Origin of the sequence: Paenibacillus lentus (genome assembly GCF_003931855.1) — a bacterium.
In the GTDB taxonomy this organism is placed as follows: Bacteria; Bacillota; Bacilli; order Paenibacillales; family Paenibacillaceae; genus Fontibacillus; species Fontibacillus lentus.
Genome location: NZ_CP034248.1, coordinates 2,495,763 through 2,513,783, shown reverse-complemented (window position 1 = coordinate 2,513,783; position 18,021 = coordinate 2,495,763). Strand labels below are relative to the sequence as shown.

At 44.1% G+C, this 18,021-nt stretch carries 13 protein-coding genes; 2 read left to right on the top strand and 11 right to left on the bottom strand.

Annotation, left to right across the window (positions count from 1 at the left end):
• Positions 1-55: 55 nt before the first annotated feature.
• From EIM92_RS11215 to EIM92_RS11175, 10 genes are all read right to left on the bottom strand, one after another.
• Positions 56-1,453: a sensor histidine kinase gene (locus EIM92_RS11215; RefSeq protein WP_125082703.1), complete on the bottom strand. Its 1,398-nt coding sequence runs from the start codon at positions 1,451-1,453 to the stop codon at positions 56-58.
• Positions 1,450-2,124: a response regulator transcription factor gene (locus tag EIM92_RS11210; protein WP_125082702.1), complete on the bottom strand. Its 675-nt coding sequence runs from the start codon at positions 2,122-2,124 to the stop codon at positions 1,450-1,452. The genes EIM92_RS11215 and EIM92_RS11210 overlap by 4 nt, the downstream gene beginning before the upstream one ends.
• Positions 2,125-2,184: 60 nt before the next feature.
• Entirely contained in the window at positions 2,185-4,290 is a 2,106-nt protein-coding gene (locus EIM92_RS11205) for an MMPL family transporter (protein WP_125082701.1), read from the bottom strand.
• A gap of 161 nt (positions 4,291-4,451) precedes the next feature.
• On the bottom strand, positions 4,452-5,507 hold the full coding sequence (locus tag EIM92_RS11200; protein ID WP_125082700.1) for a cysteine peptidase family C39 domain-containing protein: 1,056 nt from the start codon (positions 5,505-5,507) through the stop codon (positions 4,452-4,454).
• Positions 5,507-8,659 (bottom strand): non-ribosomal peptide synthetase, encoded by a 3,153-nt coding sequence (locus EIM92_RS11195; protein ID WP_164515076.1) that lies wholly within the window; start codon positions 8,657-8,659, stop codon positions 5,507-5,509. The genes EIM92_RS11200 and EIM92_RS11195 overlap by 1 nt, the downstream gene beginning before the upstream one ends.
• 317 nt (positions 8,660-8,976) lie before the next feature.
• A complete protein-coding gene (locus EIM92_RS24490; RefSeq protein ID WP_281279670.1) occupies positions 8,977-9,105 on the bottom strand; it encodes a hypothetical protein in 129 nt (42 codons plus the stop codon).
• Between the two features lie 266 nt (positions 9,106-9,371).
• Positions 9,372-11,666, bottom strand: coding sequence for a preprotein translocase subunit SecA (locus EIM92_RS11190; RefSeq protein ID WP_125082698.1), 2,295 nt, complete (start codon positions 11,664-11,666; stop codon positions 9,372-9,374).
• An 85-nt stretch (positions 11,667-11,751) separates the two neighbouring features.
• Complete coding sequence (locus EIM92_RS11185; RefSeq protein WP_125082697.1) at positions 11,752-12,486, bottom strand: ABC transporter permease; 735 nt, start codon at positions 12,484-12,486, stop codon at positions 11,752-11,754.
• Positions 12,483-13,328: an ABC transporter ATP-binding protein gene (locus tag EIM92_RS11180; RefSeq protein WP_125082696.1), complete on the bottom strand. Its 846-nt coding sequence runs from the start codon at positions 13,326-13,328 to the stop codon at positions 12,483-12,485. The genes EIM92_RS11185 and EIM92_RS11180 overlap by 4 nt, the downstream gene beginning before the upstream one ends.
• Positions 13,329-13,601: 273 nt before the next feature.
• A complete protein-coding gene (locus tag EIM92_RS11175; protein WP_246021321.1) occupies positions 13,602-14,417 on the bottom strand; it encodes a LytTR family transcriptional regulator DNA-binding domain-containing protein in 816 nt (271 codons plus the stop codon).
• Positions 14,418-15,145: 728 nt separating this feature from the next.
• On the opposite strand from EIM92_RS11175, the gene EIM92_RS11170 reads away from it, so the two are divergent.
• Positions 15,146-16,864, top strand: a complete 1,719-nt coding sequence (locus EIM92_RS11170; protein WP_125082694.1) for a methyl-accepting chemotaxis protein — start codon at positions 15,146-15,148, stop codon at positions 16,862-16,864.
• A gap of 52 nt (positions 16,865-16,916) precedes the next feature.
• Positions 16,917-17,084: a hypothetical protein gene (locus tag EIM92_RS23675; RefSeq protein WP_164515075.1), complete on the top strand. Its 168-nt coding sequence runs from the start codon at positions 16,917-16,919 to the stop codon at positions 17,082-17,084.
• Positions 17,085-17,087: 3 nt separating this feature from the next.
• Here EIM92_RS23675 and sigK read toward each other — a convergent pair whose 3' ends face one another.
• Positions 17,088-17,786, bottom strand: a complete 699-nt coding sequence (gene sigK / locus EIM92_RS11165; protein WP_125082693.1) for an RNA polymerase sporulation sigma factor SigK — start codon at positions 17,784-17,786, stop codon at positions 17,088-17,090.
• Positions 17,787-18,021: the final 235 nt, after the last annotated feature.

Sequence of the window (18,021 nt, the reverse complement as noted above, 5' to 3'; positions counted from 1 at the left end):
TTGGGGTGAAGTCCTTTTTTTATGTTTGAAAACCTTTGTCTAGCAAGGGCTCAGGTTAATGCAAAATGCTCAGGTGAGAATCCTTTTTAGGCAATGTAATAGTAATACAGGTTCCTTCCCCAATCTTACTTGAAACATGAATGCTTCCACCATGTAATTCGACGATCTGGTTGACGATAGTCAATCCAAGTCCTGTACCTTCTTTGCTTCTGGAAGTATCTGCTCGGTAGAAACGCTCGAACAAATGGTGGAGCTCACTTTCCTGTATACCTATCCCGGTGTCCTTGAACTGGATGGTAACATAATGATTGAAGTCCTCCACCTCAATTCGAATGGAACCATGAGGTTTATTGTACTTCAAAGCATTGGTTAATAAATTATCCCATACGGTCTCCAATAGGCTTTTATCTCCGTAGAAATGGACAGGAGTCGTTTTATAATAAAGCTCGATGCCCATTTCCTCGATGCGCCACAAATATTTTTGCGACAAGCTTTTGAGCTGTTGGTCTAACGAGAAGTTTGAACGTTGCAATCTATAGTTCGACTGATCTAATGAGGTAAGAAGCAATAGCTGTTTCGTCAAAATCGACAGACGTTTCGCTTCCGCCTCGATAATGGATGAGAACATTACTCTTTCTTCCTCGGTTGTGGACTGGGATTTCAATAGATCCGCATAGCCCTGGATATTAAGAAGCGGCGATTGAAAATCATGCGACACATTGCTAATGAACTCTTTCCTGGACTGATCATTCACCTGCAGTTGCTTGGTCATCTGATTGAAGCTTTCGGCAAGCTGTCCAATCTCGTCTTTCCGATTAACCGTTAGCAAATGATCATACTTCTCCAGTGAAATCTGTTTGGTTGCTTCCGTAAGCTGCGCGATCGGCCGAATAATCTGTTTAGCAGTAACAAGCATCGCTAGAAGACTAATCAATGCCATGGATATAATCATTATCGCGAAAATAATGTGAAGTTCATCAACGAGAATATCAATATGCGGCCGTAAAAATAATCCATAATGTTCACCTTGATAGCGAAATGGCACGCCTACTGTATTTTCCAGTTCGTTGGCAAACCTTCCACTCATGAAGGTCTGGTTCGGAAAGCTTTTCATTCCATTATAAATCTTCCCGCTAAATACAGATAACTTCACAGCTTCTGGTAAATTCTTCACTTTAAACTCGTTCCCAATAAATTGAGAATACCCCGAATCGCTAGTCACATATAACTGATACCCCACCTGACCAAGCGTCTCTAAATAATGACCCAATTCTATATTTGGAGTAGATTCAATATACTGTGTAATTTGCTGCGCTATTTGAATATTTTTCTCACTATCCAATTCTTTCGTGGCCGAATGATAATACGTATTCGTCAAAAAGAAAGAGACGACTGTACTGAGTAACATAATGAGAACCGTGATGAGGATAAATTGCCGATACAGGGTTTTCACGAATGCTGAACCTCTAATCGATAGCCAACTCCGCGAGTCGTGCTAATTTCAACATTTGCACCCAACTGAGTTAAACGCTCGCGAAGTCGCTTTATATGGGTATTCAAGGTATAATCATCTCCCTCATAATCATGTCCCCAAATTTTTTCCATGATCATGCTGCGTTCCATGATGTGATTCGGACGGCTAGCCAGCAAGGCTAACAGCTCGAATTCTTTCAACGGCATTACAAGAGTACGCTCACCTGTCGAGACTTCATAGGTTTGACGACTTATGGTCAGATTGCCTACCTGAATAACCGACTGATACTCCTTCTCAAATCTCCTTAGAATAACAGCGATACGGAATAACAGCTCCTTCGGCTCGAATGGCTTCACAACGTAATCTTCTGATCCTGCCAAGAATCCTTTAGTCTTGTCTTCCAGTTCGCCTTTCGCGGTTAGGAGCAGAACTGGAATGCCGTAGTCTTTGCTTAAGATTTCCGTTAATTCAATTCCGTCCATTCCGGGCATCATCACGTCAACCACCGCGAGGTCAGGTAGTTCATTCTCCAGCATATCCAAGGCTTCTGACGCGTTATTTGCGTTTAACACTTGATATCCTTCACGTGTGAGATGAATGCTAACAAGCTGTAAAATGTTCTTATCGTCATCAACTACAATGATCTTCATCGGAGACCCCCTTAGCCAAAAAATGCAGAGACCGTAGAAATAGTCTCTGCACTTTTCAAATTACTTAACCTTATCCTTCTCAAAGAATAAGATAACAGATGGCAATAATATTCCACGCACTAAGAATGTATCCATCAGAATACCGATAGCTACAATGAATCCGAAAACGAACAAATCGGCAATAGGCATGGTCATTAGCGCTGCGAACGTGGCTGCTAATATGATACCGGCCGAAGAGATGACGCCGCCCGTGTTGCGAATGGCAATCTCTAACGCTTCCTTCACCTTGCGGGATTTACGTTCCTCTAAGAATCGGGAGACCAGAATAATGTTATAATCAATGCCCAGCGCGACCAAGAAAATAAAGGAATACACAGGAACACGCGTACTTATCGCATCATAACCAAAGAAGACATCGACAAGGAAGAGACCAAGTCCTAATGCAGATACGAATGAAACCAGAATGGTGGCCATCATGTACGTTGACATTCGGATCGATTTGGTCAAAACGTAAAGCAAGCCAAGAATGAGTACTGTCTCAAGAACAACAATCAGCCATATATCGCGGTTATTCACCTCACGCTCATCAACCAGTTTCGGTGTGATACCGCCAAAATGGATCTCTCCGGTTACCCCTGCATCAACTAACATTTCATCACTGCGATTGCGCAGATCTTTAAGCAGATCTATGGCTTCTACCGAATAAGGATTAAGGTCAAGCGTTAAGCTGTATTTTAGTGCTGCATTATCCTCTGATACACTGTTCAACCTAACCGAAGCAACGTTGTTTTCGTCAAGCAATCTCGCACGAAGCGCCTCGATTTGCTCTTCAGACAGGGCCTGATCGCTTTCAACCAGGATCGAGGTAGGTGCTAGCTCCCCCTTATTAAACCGAGTTTCCACAATCTCATATCCTTCACGAGAAGGTAAATCTTTCGGAAAGGATTTGACCATGTCGAACTCATAATTCAAGTTAAACACATTAAGTGAGGTCACAACCATCATCATCGCAACCAGTCCACCCGATAATCCCGGCTTGTTCACTACAAATTTAGCTACTGGACCCCAGAAACCATGTTTAACTTCTCCAGTTTTGCCGAACTTAGGCACTCTTGGCCAAAATGCTTTGCGCCCGAACAGTGTAAACAAGGCAGGCACCAGCGTGATCGATGCTATCATAATGATGAGCATGGTAGTACCGAAAATAGGCGCGAAATTCTGGTAATCCCGGAAGCTTGCGAAGAATAAAACAAGCATCGCCGCAAATATTGTACCACCTGCAAGGAACACCGGCATGCCTGTAGCACGCATGGCATGCTTCATGGCATCGTACTTGCTTTCATAATGATTCAACTCCTCACGGAAGCGCGAGAAGACGAACAAGGAGTAATCAATAACTGCCGCGAACAGGAGGATACTCATAATTGAGGTTGTCGAATTATTAATTTCTAACCCGCCTGCGCCCATCAAGGCAATGACCTGATTTGTAACTTGGTAGACAATCGCTGTCGCCAATAAGGGAATAAGGGCCAACAAAGGCGATCGGTAAATCACAATTAGAAGCAATAAAATAATCCCGATCGTCGCCAGCAGCAACACGATGTCCGCACGTTCAAATAGCTTTAACGTATCCCCGGCAATACCTGCAGGACCCGTTATTCGAAATTGGGTGTCCGTAAATCCTTGCGCGGCTTCGTTTCCGATCTTTGTGACAGCATCGATCGTTTCACCAATCTGACGGCTGTCGGCAGCCGGGTCTAGGGTCATCGGAATAATCATCGTAGATTTATCCTCAGACATGAATGCAGCGGTCGCTTGAGGCGGCAATTTGGCAATATCTACGATTTGGTCAACGCCTGCCACATCTGCCGATAGAATCGCATTCATAATTTCGGTTACTGCGGATAGATTCACTTCACCATCTTCATTATGAAACACGAGGATGCCAGGCGTCCCTTGATCATTCGGGAAGTACTGCTCCAGCTTTTCATTCGCAATAATGGATGGCGCATCATTTGGTAACGATTGAAAATTCGTCACCTTATAGTTGCTTAATTGGGGTCCGGTACTTAAGCCAATCATGAGAATAAGCCAAACCACAAGCGTTATCCACATTCCTCTCTTTGTCGTAACCCAATCTGTAATTGATGTCAATAGTGACTTCATCTTTTCCTCCTTGGTTTCTATGATCTATACATAAATCTCATTTCTACGGCTTTCATCATATTCTACGAATCTAAACTCAATATAAACTTTCAGGGAATTTCCAAATAGTGTAGGATACATGTAAAAAGACACCCGGTTGGGTGCCTTTGCATTGCTTGTGCTTATGAACACGATATGATGGATTTTCCGTGCAGCTCATTCAGGACCTGCTCCAACACCTGCAATTCCTTAATCGCAAGCATTTGAGTCTTTGTGATAGCCTCTTCCAGCAAGCTCGTATCTTCCTTTAAGAAGAATGCATACTTGTAAAATAGCTTTCGGATCAATTGAGCCTCTCGTTCAATCTCTTGATACTGGGCAATCAATTTTTCGGGCGGGCACCAATAGCCGTGCTGTTTCATATACTCCAATCGGTCGGCCATCATTTTTTTGTGCTCCCAAAGAAGATGAACCGGGATAATGTTACGGTATAAGGTCGAATCGGATTGGAGCAAACGCAAATATTTCACGATTTCCTCGTAAACTTTAAGCCCGTACACATGCTGATTGGGACTGGCGATCGCCCTGTATCTCTCTGAACTGTTACGGGACAACACATAATCCTCCAGGCTTTCGATCACCAATTGAAGATCAAATGAATAGGTTCGCTCTTTATTTAAGCTATACAGTATAATCTCCTTCGTATAGTACGCTTTGCTGCGATCCGCCTGTCGATAGCTTTCCAGAAACGGCCCATATCCGATATCGGTTTGTCCATACTCATAATTGTGATTAAAACCGAGCGTATGAAAGACTTGCTTCTCATCATCATAGCCAAACAATAAAGTGTCATGCGCAAAATGATGCCGCCTGTACATGGCCTTTCCGGGCAAATAAAATTCATCCAGAAATAAATAGACGTAGTCTCCCTGATCGATACTTCGTTTGAAAAAAGCGATCAAATCCGTTCCCGTCTCCATCCGGCTGAGCAGATCTGCCGTCATGATTTTGAGATGAAGCAGCTCATGATAGTGATGTGTATGCATGGGCTGATAGTAGTTAACAAAGATATGTTCATCGAGATGATTAAAAAACTCGGGGTCCGCGCTCCATTGAATGTAATGGCTGTGAAGCCAGGGAGAAAAGTGCGGATGCTCCGGCATGACGGATAATGGATACGCATGGTGCAAATAGCTGTATAGCGCAGGCTGCATATGAACGGGGAGCTGTTTGTGCATTATTGTCTTCCCCCTCCACCAACAGCAGCGGCCTGCTTCTCTTCGATAAACACCGCCAGCTTACGGATCGTATTGCATTCATGGAGATCGAAATGGTCGATGTCAAAATGTTTCTGCAGTTCTACCTCAAGCTTAAGCGCAAGTAACGAATGCCCGCCAAGCTCCACAAAATCGTCATCGATACCGATATTGACGCTTTCAATCACATCCGACCAGACGGTGATCAGCTTCTGCTCCAGCTCCGTTTGCGGCTCAGCGTACTCCGTCCCTGTATAGTGAGATCTCTCGCTCGGTTCGGGCAGGGCTTTACGGTCTATTTTTCCGTTGGGGGTTAAAGGCATTTCATGAAGTTGAACGAACCGCGTTGGGATCATAAACCTAGGCAGAGACTGTAACAAAATATCCCGCAGTTCGCCAGCCCCAAATGTCCTGTCTGACACGTAGTATCCACAAAGCTGCTTCTCGCCGGCTTCGTCCTCCCGTACGACAACAACACTTTGCTTGATGGAAGGAACCTTAGCCAGCTGAACGTCGATTTCACCCAGCTCAATACGGAAACCGCGTATTTTAACCTGATGATCCATGCGCCCGACATACTCAATCGTTCCATCAGGCAGCCATTTTGCGAGATCCCCTGTTCTGTATATGAGTTCTCCCGCCAGAAAAGGATGATTTATAAATACCTTGTTCGTCAGATCATCTTGATTCAAATACCCCCGGGAAAGGCCGGCTCCCCCGATACAAAGCTCCCCTGGAACACCGATCGGCTGAAGTTGACGATCTCCATTGACGATATACATTTTGGTATTGCTGATCGGTGAGCCAATCGGCAGGGTTGCCGCTTCTGGATCGATGCTGTTGATTTTCCAGTACGATGCATACACCGTACACTCGGTCGGGCCATAGATATGATATAAGCGGCCTGCACCTAACATATCCAGCGCTTTTCTCACATGGGATACCGATGCCTGTTCCCCTCCGAAAAAGATCGCCTTCATATTTTTCAAGCTCGATAAGTCACAATCTATGAATAAATTAAACAAGGCTGTCGTCATGAAAGATACAGTGATTTGCTCATTTTTGATCAGAGCCGTAATTTGGGCAATTTCCCCCATCGTTTCCTTCGGAACGAGGATGAGTGCCGCCCCACGCAGCAAAGCGTTGTAGATATCAAATGTGGATCCATCGAACGCATAGCTGGACAATTGAAGAACACGGTCCTGTTCTGTGATTTGAAACTGGGCTGCACCCTGGATCAGACTGGTTACATTGCGATGCGTGATAAGTACCCCTTTTGGAGCGCCTGTTGTCCCCGAAGTGTACATCATGTACATTAGATCTCCCGGTTGATTCACATGCGGCAAATTGGATCTGTCTTCACAATAGGATTGTTCCTCGTCCAACACAACTTGATGCTCCACACCCACAGCCTTGGCTGAAAGATGCTTTTGCAGCAGCATCAGCTTTAATCCGGAATCACCGATCATGTAATTCATCCGCTCCTGCGGATATTCCGGGTCGAATGGAACATAGGCGCCTCCGGCTTTGAGGATCGCGATAAGACCTGTAATCATCTCCATGGATCGATCCGCCAGAATACCTACAGGCTGCCCCGCCTTGACCCCTTTGTTTCGCAAGGTGTGCGCCAGTTGATTCGCCCGTTCATTTAATTGGCGGTAAGTCATCGACTGGCCTTGAAATGACACCGCAGTTCGATCCGGGAACCGGTTTGCCTGCTCCTCGAACCACTGATGAACCGTGATATCTCTGACGGGAAACGAAGTGTTGTTGAAATCCATCAGAAGCTTGTGCTTCTCTTCCTTCGTAACGATGTCAAAATCCTTAAGCGTTTGCCCCGGAGATTTCATTCCCTGCTCCATGATCAACATCAGCCGAGCGCAAATTTGCCGTATTTCCTCCTCCGTAAATAGGCAGATTCTGTAATCTATTTTGAGCAGCAGATTGCCGAGCATGTGATGCAAATGAAATACAGCGTCCAAAGTCAGATCCTCGCAGCCATAATCTTCACTATTCCCCAATTGCGCGTCAGCTTCTTTCGCCTGCCCCATATCCAAATAATCCATGCTAAGCTGAAATAAACGATTCACTTGAGGATGATTCTTCCTGATCTCAGACAGCAAAAGATCATATGGATACTTATGATGCCGCAGCGCAGACATCTGTTCCTGACCCGCCTGGGAAACAAGTCGCTCGAAAGTCATCTCCGGGTCAAGCGTTATTCTTAATGGCGTAGTGCTGACAAACATGCCGAGTGCATTTTTATCATTGAAAGTTGTCCGATTCAAATAATTGGTACCGACGACGATATCTTGGTTGGATGTTAATTTGAACAGAAGTATAGAGAGGACGGTTAGAAGCAAGCTCGAAGGGCTCACATGATGCTCTTGGCAATAGTAATTGATTTGCTCCGACAGCGGCTTTGGCAGATAATACGAAAACCTTGCAGCATGTGTATTTATGGCAGGGGCCAGGTTCGGCTTAATCGTAGATGAATCCGGAATAGTTTGAAACTTTTCCAGCCAATATTTCCGGTCTTTCACGAATCTGCCGGATTGAATATACTTTTTTTCTTCTTCTATATAGGCTTGGTAAGAATATGGCAGAGGGATTTGAGGAGATTTCCCATGAAGCAGTTGTTGATATAGCCTGTAAACTTCCAGTCCGCATTTACTCAGGGAGAATCCGTCCTGAATGATATGATGGGATTTCATGTATAGCCATGTTTCGCCCTCGCCTTTTATAATGATGCAAAAATAATACAATTCGGAATCAATGAGCTGAAATGGTATTTTTCCTTGTTCCCGAATCCACGCGTCAATGACGGATTGCTCCGTCTCCTGGCTGAATTGAACGATTTCAACAGGTTTTAACTCAGGCTGCTGCACAAACGACTGGTATACTTCCCCCGAATCTCTCACATGCAGGCGCAGCTGAAAAATATCATAAGATGCAATCAACGCTTGAACAGCCTTCTCCAGCACGGTTACCTCCAGCCTGTATTCAAACTTCAACGCCGCATTCAAATTTCCAATCGAGGTACCTGGATAGGTTGCTTCCATCATCCAGATTCTTTGCTGCGGATGTGTTAATTCATGCTCCCCGTTGGTAACGACCAGTTCATTTGTAACCATCTTTCCACTCCTGTTCTCTCTACATTTCTCCATCTAATTTCCATGCGGAGAAATTATAGCATGACAGTGTGATGATTTATACTTTGATATTTTACATTTATTGTTTAAATCCTTCTGATTTGGAAATGTAACATAGTATATCAGAAAAGATCGCACATAGAATAACAGATGATAAGAGGCTTTAGTTCTAACGGTTACCATTGCCGTTAATCCCCGGATTTTGCCCCTTTTGAGAATCTAACGGTTGTATACACGGCTATTCTAATTTTTTTGCTATGTTGCGACGAATTCTACACAAATAACGTAGATTACAACCGTTAGTACATCGAAGTGCTCATTTTTAACTGATTAACGGCTGTAGCAATCGTTACAGTCGTGAACTGCTTGCCTGATGGGCGGCAGGCGGTCATCTTTACTGGCAACCGACCGTTATATAGCTGAGCCATTGTTTCCCTTTAGCAGAATAATAACTTTACGCCAGCATAGATTTCGTACTTCATAGATTTGTAAAAAGCCGCACCTTTGAACTCAATGAGCTTTCATGCAATCGATACTTCGGCGGGATGGTCCGATAACATCTCGATGCGGGTCGTTGATTTTTTCACCAAAACAACATCTCATTTTCAGGTCAGGTCTGGATTAGTCAGTCATCAAGCATGGCAATAAATTAGCGCGGGATGAATCAAGCCTATTCGTCTCGTACTTGCCCCGATCAAAATTCTGACCATCCAAATACAGGCCTTAGCATTTTGCGAATCCAAAAAGCGATGATCGTCCCTGCAGTCCATGAACTACGATTCTGCAAGTACTCCATGTATTGATCGTTGATGATATAAGTCCGCGTGGAAGTAGGGGGCTTCAGCCCGAACTTTTCCCACAGCGCCGGGTCATTCGAACCACCAAGCTTTGCGAGCATATTTGCCGACTCCCTATTTATTTTAGCTGGAATTTGCTCGAAGGCTTGGATGATTTGCGCATGAAACTCGTCGATCGGATTGCAGTTAACCAGGCTCGTCAAATGAATGCTTTCGCGAATATAAGATACGTATTCTAGATGATCAGCCCAGAACTTGTCGATAAAATAAAGCCGTACTCGCTGCTCCGAAGGGCTGACCTTTGTCTCGCCATGCAAAATTCCGAGCCGCTCCTCATATAAAATACGCCGCTGTTCCTCGACCATATCCGAATAGCGGTTCAGTTCCTGGCGGATCTGGAAGTTTTGGCCCATCATGACGCGCTGAATGTGGGTGATTTTACCGCGAAGCACCGACTCGTCAAGAGCCTCACCCTGCCTAAGATCGCGATAGGCGGGCGGCAGCACTTTATCGATGCCGAATTGAAGCATCAACTCGTCCTCCAAGCTTACGAAAAACACGGAAGCGCCCGGATCGCCTTGGCGGCCAGAACGCCCGCATAGTTGCTTGTCGATCCGCATACTTTCGTGCACATGCGTACCAATGACGTATAACCCGCCCAGCTTGGCGACAACTTCTGCTTGCGCGGAATTGCCGCCGCCAAGCCGAATGTCAACGCCGCGTCCCGCCATATTTGTAGACACCGTCACAGCGCCGATTTCTCCTGCTTTGGCGATAATCTCAGCTTCTTCTGCATCGTTTTTTGCATTCAGAACATGGCAAGGTACATTGGCAGCCGCTAGCGCCTGCGCCAGGATGCCAGACTCCTCGACGCTTGATGTGCCAATAAGAATCGGACGCCCTGTCCTATGAATGTACGAGATCTCTTGTACAAGCGCCTTAAATTTGGCTTCTTTATGGGTATAAATCCGGTGCGGATGATCGATCCGTATGTTTGGCCGATTCGGCGGGATTGGCACGACCTGCAGCGCATAAATCGCTTCGAACTCCATTGCGGAAACTTGTGCGGTAGCCGTCATTCCGCAAATCTTCGGATAGAGGCTAAGGAAGTGTTGAAGGGTGATTGTACCGAGAATTCTCCCGCTGGCTAAGGGCTGGAGCCCCTCTTTGGCCGCAAGTGCGGCCTGCAATCCGTCCGGCAAATGCCTGTTCTCCGCCACACGGCCAGTGTATTCGTCAATCAGCTCAATTTTTCCGTCCCGGACGATGTAGTCGACGTCTTTTTTCAATAATGCTTCCGTATGCAGTGCACAATTTAACGACGATAACAAATCACTATTATGGCTTTCGTACAAATTACCGCATCCCAGCAGCGATTCCGCTTTTGCAGCGCCTGCAGCATTCAAGTAAACATTCCGCTGGAACTCGTCGAAGTTGTAATGCTCATCTTGCTTGAGCTGCCGAGCCACTTCTGCGAAACGAATTCCGTCACTCGTGAAGCCGCCCGGCTCACAGGCAATGACTAGCGGCACCCGCGCTTCATCGAGAAGAAGTGAATCTGCTTCGTCAACGATGACGTAGTGGAAAGAACGATGCACGGTATCGGCTTCATCCAGAGCAATCGTGTCGCGCAAATAATCGAATCCCGCCTCTTTGGCCGTAACATAGGTGATATCCGCGGCATACGCTCCCCGTTTTCCAGACATGCTCATACCCGCTTGCACCGATTTTACCGTTAACCCAAGGAAATGATAGATTGGGCCCATCCACTCCGCATCCCGCTTTGCCAAATAATCGTTAAAAGTCAGCACATGTACACCTTCGCCCGTCAGCGCATTTAGATAGGCAGGCATAACCGCAGAGAGCGTTTTTCCTTCACCAGTATGCTGCTCGATCAAGCATCCCTCGTGCAAAGCGATGGCAGCCATGATCTGGACATCGTAGGGATGTAATCCGAGCGTTCTCTTCGTTGCCTCGCAGACTAGCGCATAGGCATCAACAAGCAGCTCGTCCAAAGGCGTCCCCGATCTTACTTCCTTTTTCAGCCGACGAGATTCTGCTTGCAACCGCCTTTCGTCCCATGTTTCCAAATTCCTTTTACAGATAAACTCCGCTTTGTCCCGATAGCCTTTAAGCTTCTTACGGGTATCGCGGTCTTTGAATTCTCGCATTAACTTGACGGCTAAATTCATCGGAATCTGCTTCCCCCTCGGTAGAAATACGCAATCCTAAGTGGCTAAAGTAGAATTAACTCTATAACAATAGCGAGATTATTTGCTACTCATCCTTCAACCGACGTTGATACAAAACAACAGACACCATCGTTAATACAACCGTCCAAGCCAAAATAATGAGGAGGGGTGTTAATACATCTCCCGTCGTAAAGCCTGTACTGGGTATACCTAGTAAATGCACAAGTTGACTGCTTGGCGCATACTCCAGCACTTTGAAGACCGGATAATCCTTTACTAGAAACGCTCCCCATGGTGCTGCAGTGAATACGAACGCCACAGGTAGTATAGATAATGATGCTTCAAGCAACGTCTTGGAGAATAAACCGCATATCGTCCCGGCTGCTATGTATAGAATAATCGAAAGAATAATTGCAGCAACAAACGCCCATATACTAGCTGGATCGTATCCCATTATAAACGTCGCCATAGCTAGAACAACAGCAGACATGACAAAGACTAAAGTACTTTTACCAATTAAAACATCCATGGTCGTGGCCGGAGTCATCATTAACGACCGTAAAGTGTTACGCTCCTTTTCTTCCGCAAACAGGCATGCTTGTACTAAACACGTTAGTAACACAAACGAAGTATTAAGAACAAGACCGAATGCGAAAGCTCCATTCGCAGATGGGCCTATACCCAAAAACGGACCTGCATTTCGAAAAAGAAGTGCTAATATCATTGGAAAAATCAAACTAATGGAAATCGCATAATTGCGTGAAAATTCTTTGTAATCCTTCACAAATATCGCCCCGGCACGTTTTAATGAGATACTCATAGTAACTCACTTCCTGTCATTTTAATAAAGATATCACCTAGACTGGGCTCTTTCGTTTCTAATCGATCAATGCACCCTCGTTTCATCCAATCGGCAATTTGATCAGCCGTCTCCTCATCAAGCGGGAGCTCGTAGGCTTTCCCATTGATTAATTCGACACAAACTACGTTTTTCCGGTGCTGCTTTTTTAGCTCCTTGGGTGAGCCGATCGCTTGGATTTGTCCTTGATACAAAATCGCTATACGATTACATATCATTTCGGCCTCATCCATATCATGCGTAGTTAGAAAAATCGTCGTCCCTTTCTCATTTAAGTAGCGTAAGCCCTTATAAATATGTGCCGAGTTTACTGGATCTAAAGCCGATGTAGGTTCATCTAAAAATAATAATTCTGGCTCATGAATCACCGCACAGGCTAACAAGACACGCTGACGCATCCCTTTGGATAAGCGGTTGACTTTCTTTTTGCGCTCTCCGCTTAAGTTAACAAACTGCAGCACCTTATCGATCGACGATTTAGGGAGATCATATAAATTACAATACAGCTCCAGATTTTCCTCAATCGATAATCTCTCATACAGACCACTGTTATCTGTCAAAATACCAAAGCGCATTTTCTGAGCAGACCGCTGCATCATCTCCGCTGGCTGGTTAAATACACTGGCCTGTCCGCTTGTCGGGTGGAATTGCGCCGTTAAAATCTTAATTAAAGTCGTTTTTCCCGAACCACTCGACCCCAGGAAACCGAAGATTTCCCCTTTGGGAATGGAAAAGGACACGTCTGATAACGCATCCTTATTTCCAAATCTCTTGCGAATATGCTCTACTTGGATAACATCCATGACACCACTTCCCCGGAGTTGATGCCTTAAGCATATAAAGATTCCCTGCTTCCAGCCATCAAAAACCGCTGAAATGTAGCTGTTAACGCCTGAATGGTACCATGGCATGCTTGATAGGTTCGATATTTCCCCGGAAATGGTGCAGCTTATGAAGTTATGTTTTCTTGGCAAACTTGCATAGACTTTTGCTTTCCAAACTAGACAGACTTACGAGGCTATGTTTGCTTCGCAAATCTGCATAGGCTTACGATGTATATTTGCCTTGCAAACATTTCAAATGTTAAGAAGTGCTTTTAATTCCTGTAATTTTGCACGAGATAATGGAACCACGGCATCTTTGCCTGTGCTTAGTCGCAAGCTGTAGCTATTCTTCGTCCATGTAATAATCTCTCTTACTTTTTGCAGATTAACGATGTAGGATCGATGGCACCTAAAAAAACCGAAATTTAACAACCTCTGCTCGAGCTCGGTTAGCGTCAAAGCACAGACATAATTTTCTCCACCTACATATACGAGAATCGAACCCTCCAAACTTTCTATGTAATCGACTTCAGGCGGATCAAATAAAATCACTTTGTCATTTCTTTTCGTATAAATCTTCTGCAGGGTGATATTGGCTCGATCCTGTTCCTTCACTTCCTGCTTATCCTCTTCCGAGTCACGAATATCCAATGGATGAAATCCGAGCTCATTTAATCGATAAATCACATCACAAGAAATCATAGCATCCTCTAAGTTCGACGTTAACATTAAAATCTGCTTTTCTTTCGAAAGGTCATCCAAAATCCGTTTAAAATGACGACGATCTTCTTCCAAGTAAAAATAAGGTTCCTCCAATACAAGTATAGGCTGATACGCAAAAAAGACACGCAGCAAGGTCACATATACCCTTTTCGAGGGGCTTAGATCCTTTATTTTAACCTTCCATTCTTCTTTTAAAGCAAAATAATCCATTAACAGAGGGAGACGATCATTCCTCTCCGTTACATGGATTAGAAAAGTAATTAACTCTTCCACCGTTAAACGCATATACTCGTTTTGCCCGGCTCGAAATAAATAATATTGGAGACGATTGCCTAATTGATTCATCAAAAGCTGCTTTCGCTTCAAGTCCGTTATAATGCCAATCGATTGGTTCGAATGTATATTTAATTCAATCTTTGGTAGAAGTAATTTCCCATCATCATAGATTGGTTGAAACAGTATGGCATGTCACCATCTCTAAGCCATGTGTAGCACGATTCTGCCATATCCCTGCGGCTAGCATATTGTCCATGATGAGCAGCCTTACAGCTGTCTTCCAATAGGTATGCGATCCACTCCGGCGGCGTAAAATGTTGCTTACAGTTAAACAGCGAATAGATCAGCAGTGTTTTCGATCAAATCCTTAATTATATGTAAATTCCCTCAGCTAGATTACGCTACATAATTCAGGTTACAGCCCACAAGAAAATTCCGTCCAATTCTCTTCGGATTCCGTATCTCCCACGCGGAACATTCAAGGTAATAGTTTCCAACGTATGTATGATGTTAATGCGGATACGTACTGCTTCGATCCTCCTGTCGATCTTCTGATCGCTCATATCAGTCTGTATATCCGATCCTTTGCCAATGTAGCTGGATAAAGCTTCTTCAGCACTGGCTGAAATGCAGTATCTGTTCTTCTTTTACAATTGCATTCTAGTTAAATTTGCCGAATTATTGTCGTTTAGTGTCGAAAGATGTAATTTTCATAAAAATAGATATACACTTGTCACAATATAACACCGATAAATGTAATATTAGTCACAGTTTTTATCATACTAGGAGGAATTATCTTGGGGAAAGTTATTGAAACGGTTAAAGGGATTAAAATTATTGGCAGCATTGTTATTTTGTGCGTAGTTTCACTAGTTACTATAGTGCTTACAGCGCTTATTGGGCTCAACAATAACATTGGCCAACAGAACAGAATTAATGAAATTACCGAAGATGTTATCCCTTTGTTAGTTAGCTGGGGTGAGATTAATGGTGAAATTGGCGTAATGCGTAATACGTTAACTAAAATCATTGATCGTGATTATGATCAGGCGATGGTTGATGATTTACTGAAAAATCATCAGAGTATTTACGCTAAAATTGCAGCGAATTTAGAAAAAGCAGAGGAGAATTCGGAGGAACTGGAGTTAGCTAATCGCGTAATGTCTAGTTATCAAAAATATTACTCATATATTCCGGATGTCATCGAACAAAGAAAACGAGGAGTAGAGCTCGATCAGCAGCTTGCATTTGTTGAAATGGCGAATGCCGGAAATGAACTTACTCAATCTATCATAGATGTGGTCGATTATAAAGAAAACTATTCTTCTCAATTAAGCAACTATGCTAAGGAACGATATAGAGAAGGGCTACAACTTACTTTGGGTATATTTACTGTAGCTCTGGTTGTCATGATTTTTTTATCCCTTATTATTATTATTGGAATTCGTTCTTCCATCCAAGACTTTACATCCAATCTTAATATTCTGGCGAAAGGCGATTTTACGGTGAAATTTAACGAAAAAATGAAAAATGAATTCGGAATAATGAACCGCGCCCTTAACAAAACACTAGATACAATCAGTTCATCATTAAGGCTAATTGAGGCCGATTCTGAGAAGCTCTCAAAACAGACCGTTCTACTGTCAAGTTCATCGGGAATAATTAATACGACAGTAAATGAGGTTTCTTTGGCTATTCAAGGTGTAGCCGAGGGTTCGACAAGCCAGGCAGAAGAATTAATGCAAATTAACGAAATGTTTAATAACTTGAGCCAGCACCTTGAGGAGATTAACGAATCGGTAGCCATGGTGGATCAAACTACTAATACCATTGGCATTACTGCAGAAAATAGCAGCTCAGAGCTGAACCAGCTCGTTACTACTGTAAATGAGGTGGAGGTATCCTTCAGCGATTCACGGAACAAGATCAGCAACTTGATCGCAAGTATCTCTAAGGTAACCGAGATTACCAAATTTATTAGTGAAATTGCACAGCAAACCAATCTTCTATCGCTGAACGCTTCCATTGAAGCAGCTCGTGCGGGTGAAGCAGGAAGCGGTTTTGCCGTTGTGGCTACAGAAATTCGCAATCTGGCTAGCCAGGTAAGCGTCTCTTCGGAAGGCATTAATAAGATGATGTATACGATTAACGAAGAGATACGAGTGGTATCCGAAACTACAGAAAATACTAGTCTTATCCTTCAAGATCAAGTCAATATGGTGAACTCAACTATAGAATCACTTACATCGATTATCGGTTCAATCCAGCTAATTATTCCACAAATTGATGGTATTACCTCTTCGATTCAAAATCTTAATGAAGGAAAGAGTAAGATGCTTCTTACTGTGGAATCAGCTTCCGCTGTATCAGAGGAAAACTCGGCTTCTGCAGAGGAGATCTCCGCATCCACAGTTGAGCTTGTTGCTTCTTATAATGAAATATCAAAATCCATCCAAGAGCTTGAGCATTTAATTAAGGAAACGAATGAAGCGATAAGTATATTTAAACTGTCCTAATTTATAACCTATTTTCAAAAAAAGGTAACGGCTGCTAGGTGACATCTGATGCGTGTTAGATTTAGTATTGCACACCTTTGCTTATGAGATGAAACGGGCAGCCGTTTCTTTAGAGTTAACCTCGGTACAGTGGTATTCCCATACGGAAGGGAAGGGGCAACGGCTCGTAGAAGTCATCACCTTACCGGGACACACGGCAGCCCAGCTGGTTTACCGTTAACATTCACTTCTTCTTATAAAACTCATGATACAGCTTCATCAGCGCCCGCTTCTCAATCCGCGATACATAGCTACGGCTAATGCCAAGCTCCTTAGCGATTTCACGTTGCGTCCGCTCCTCGCCACCGTGCTCAAGACCAAACCGCCCCTTGATCACCTCCTGCTCCCTGGCCTCGAGAATATCGAGATTTTGATATATTTTACTTTTTTCCATTTTTAGTTGAACACGGTCGGCCACATCGTCGGCTTCCGTTCCCAAAATATCTATCAGCGTAATCTCGTTACCCTCTTTGTCCGTTCCGATCGGATCGTGCAGCGACACGTCTTTACGCGTCTTCTTCAATGACCGGAGATGCATCAGTATCTCGTTCTCGATGCAGCGGGCCGCAAACGTCGCCAGCTTCGTTCCTTTGTTCGGGCGGAAGCTCTCAATCGCTTTAATCAGCCCGATCGTCCCGATGGAGATCAGATCTTCTAAGTCCTCTCCTGTATTGTCGAACTTTTTTACTATATGCGCGACCAACCTAAGGTTGTGTTCAATCAACAGGTTACGGCTCACGGGATCACCTTCGGCCATACGCTGAAGATGTAGTGTTTCCTCTGCTTCAGTCAGAGGTTGGGGAAAAGCATTATTTTTGACATAGGAAACGAGCAGACTCAGCTGCTGAATAAATACAGCAATCATACTGAACAACCCTGGCATAGATGACAACACCTCCTGAGGAATGAGTGCTTTCTCTGTGGTCTGTTCATTGTATGTAGGCTGAAGCCCAGTCGTGCCTGTACAGTGGAAAAAGAAATCACGATATGAGGAAATATATGGGTTTAATAAATATAATCATAAATTAGTTCGAGAAACGTTTCGGAAAACTTGCGGCCTCAAAATTATGAGATCTGTTTGATGTATAGCTACAGGTCGAAGATACTGGCGCCGCCGA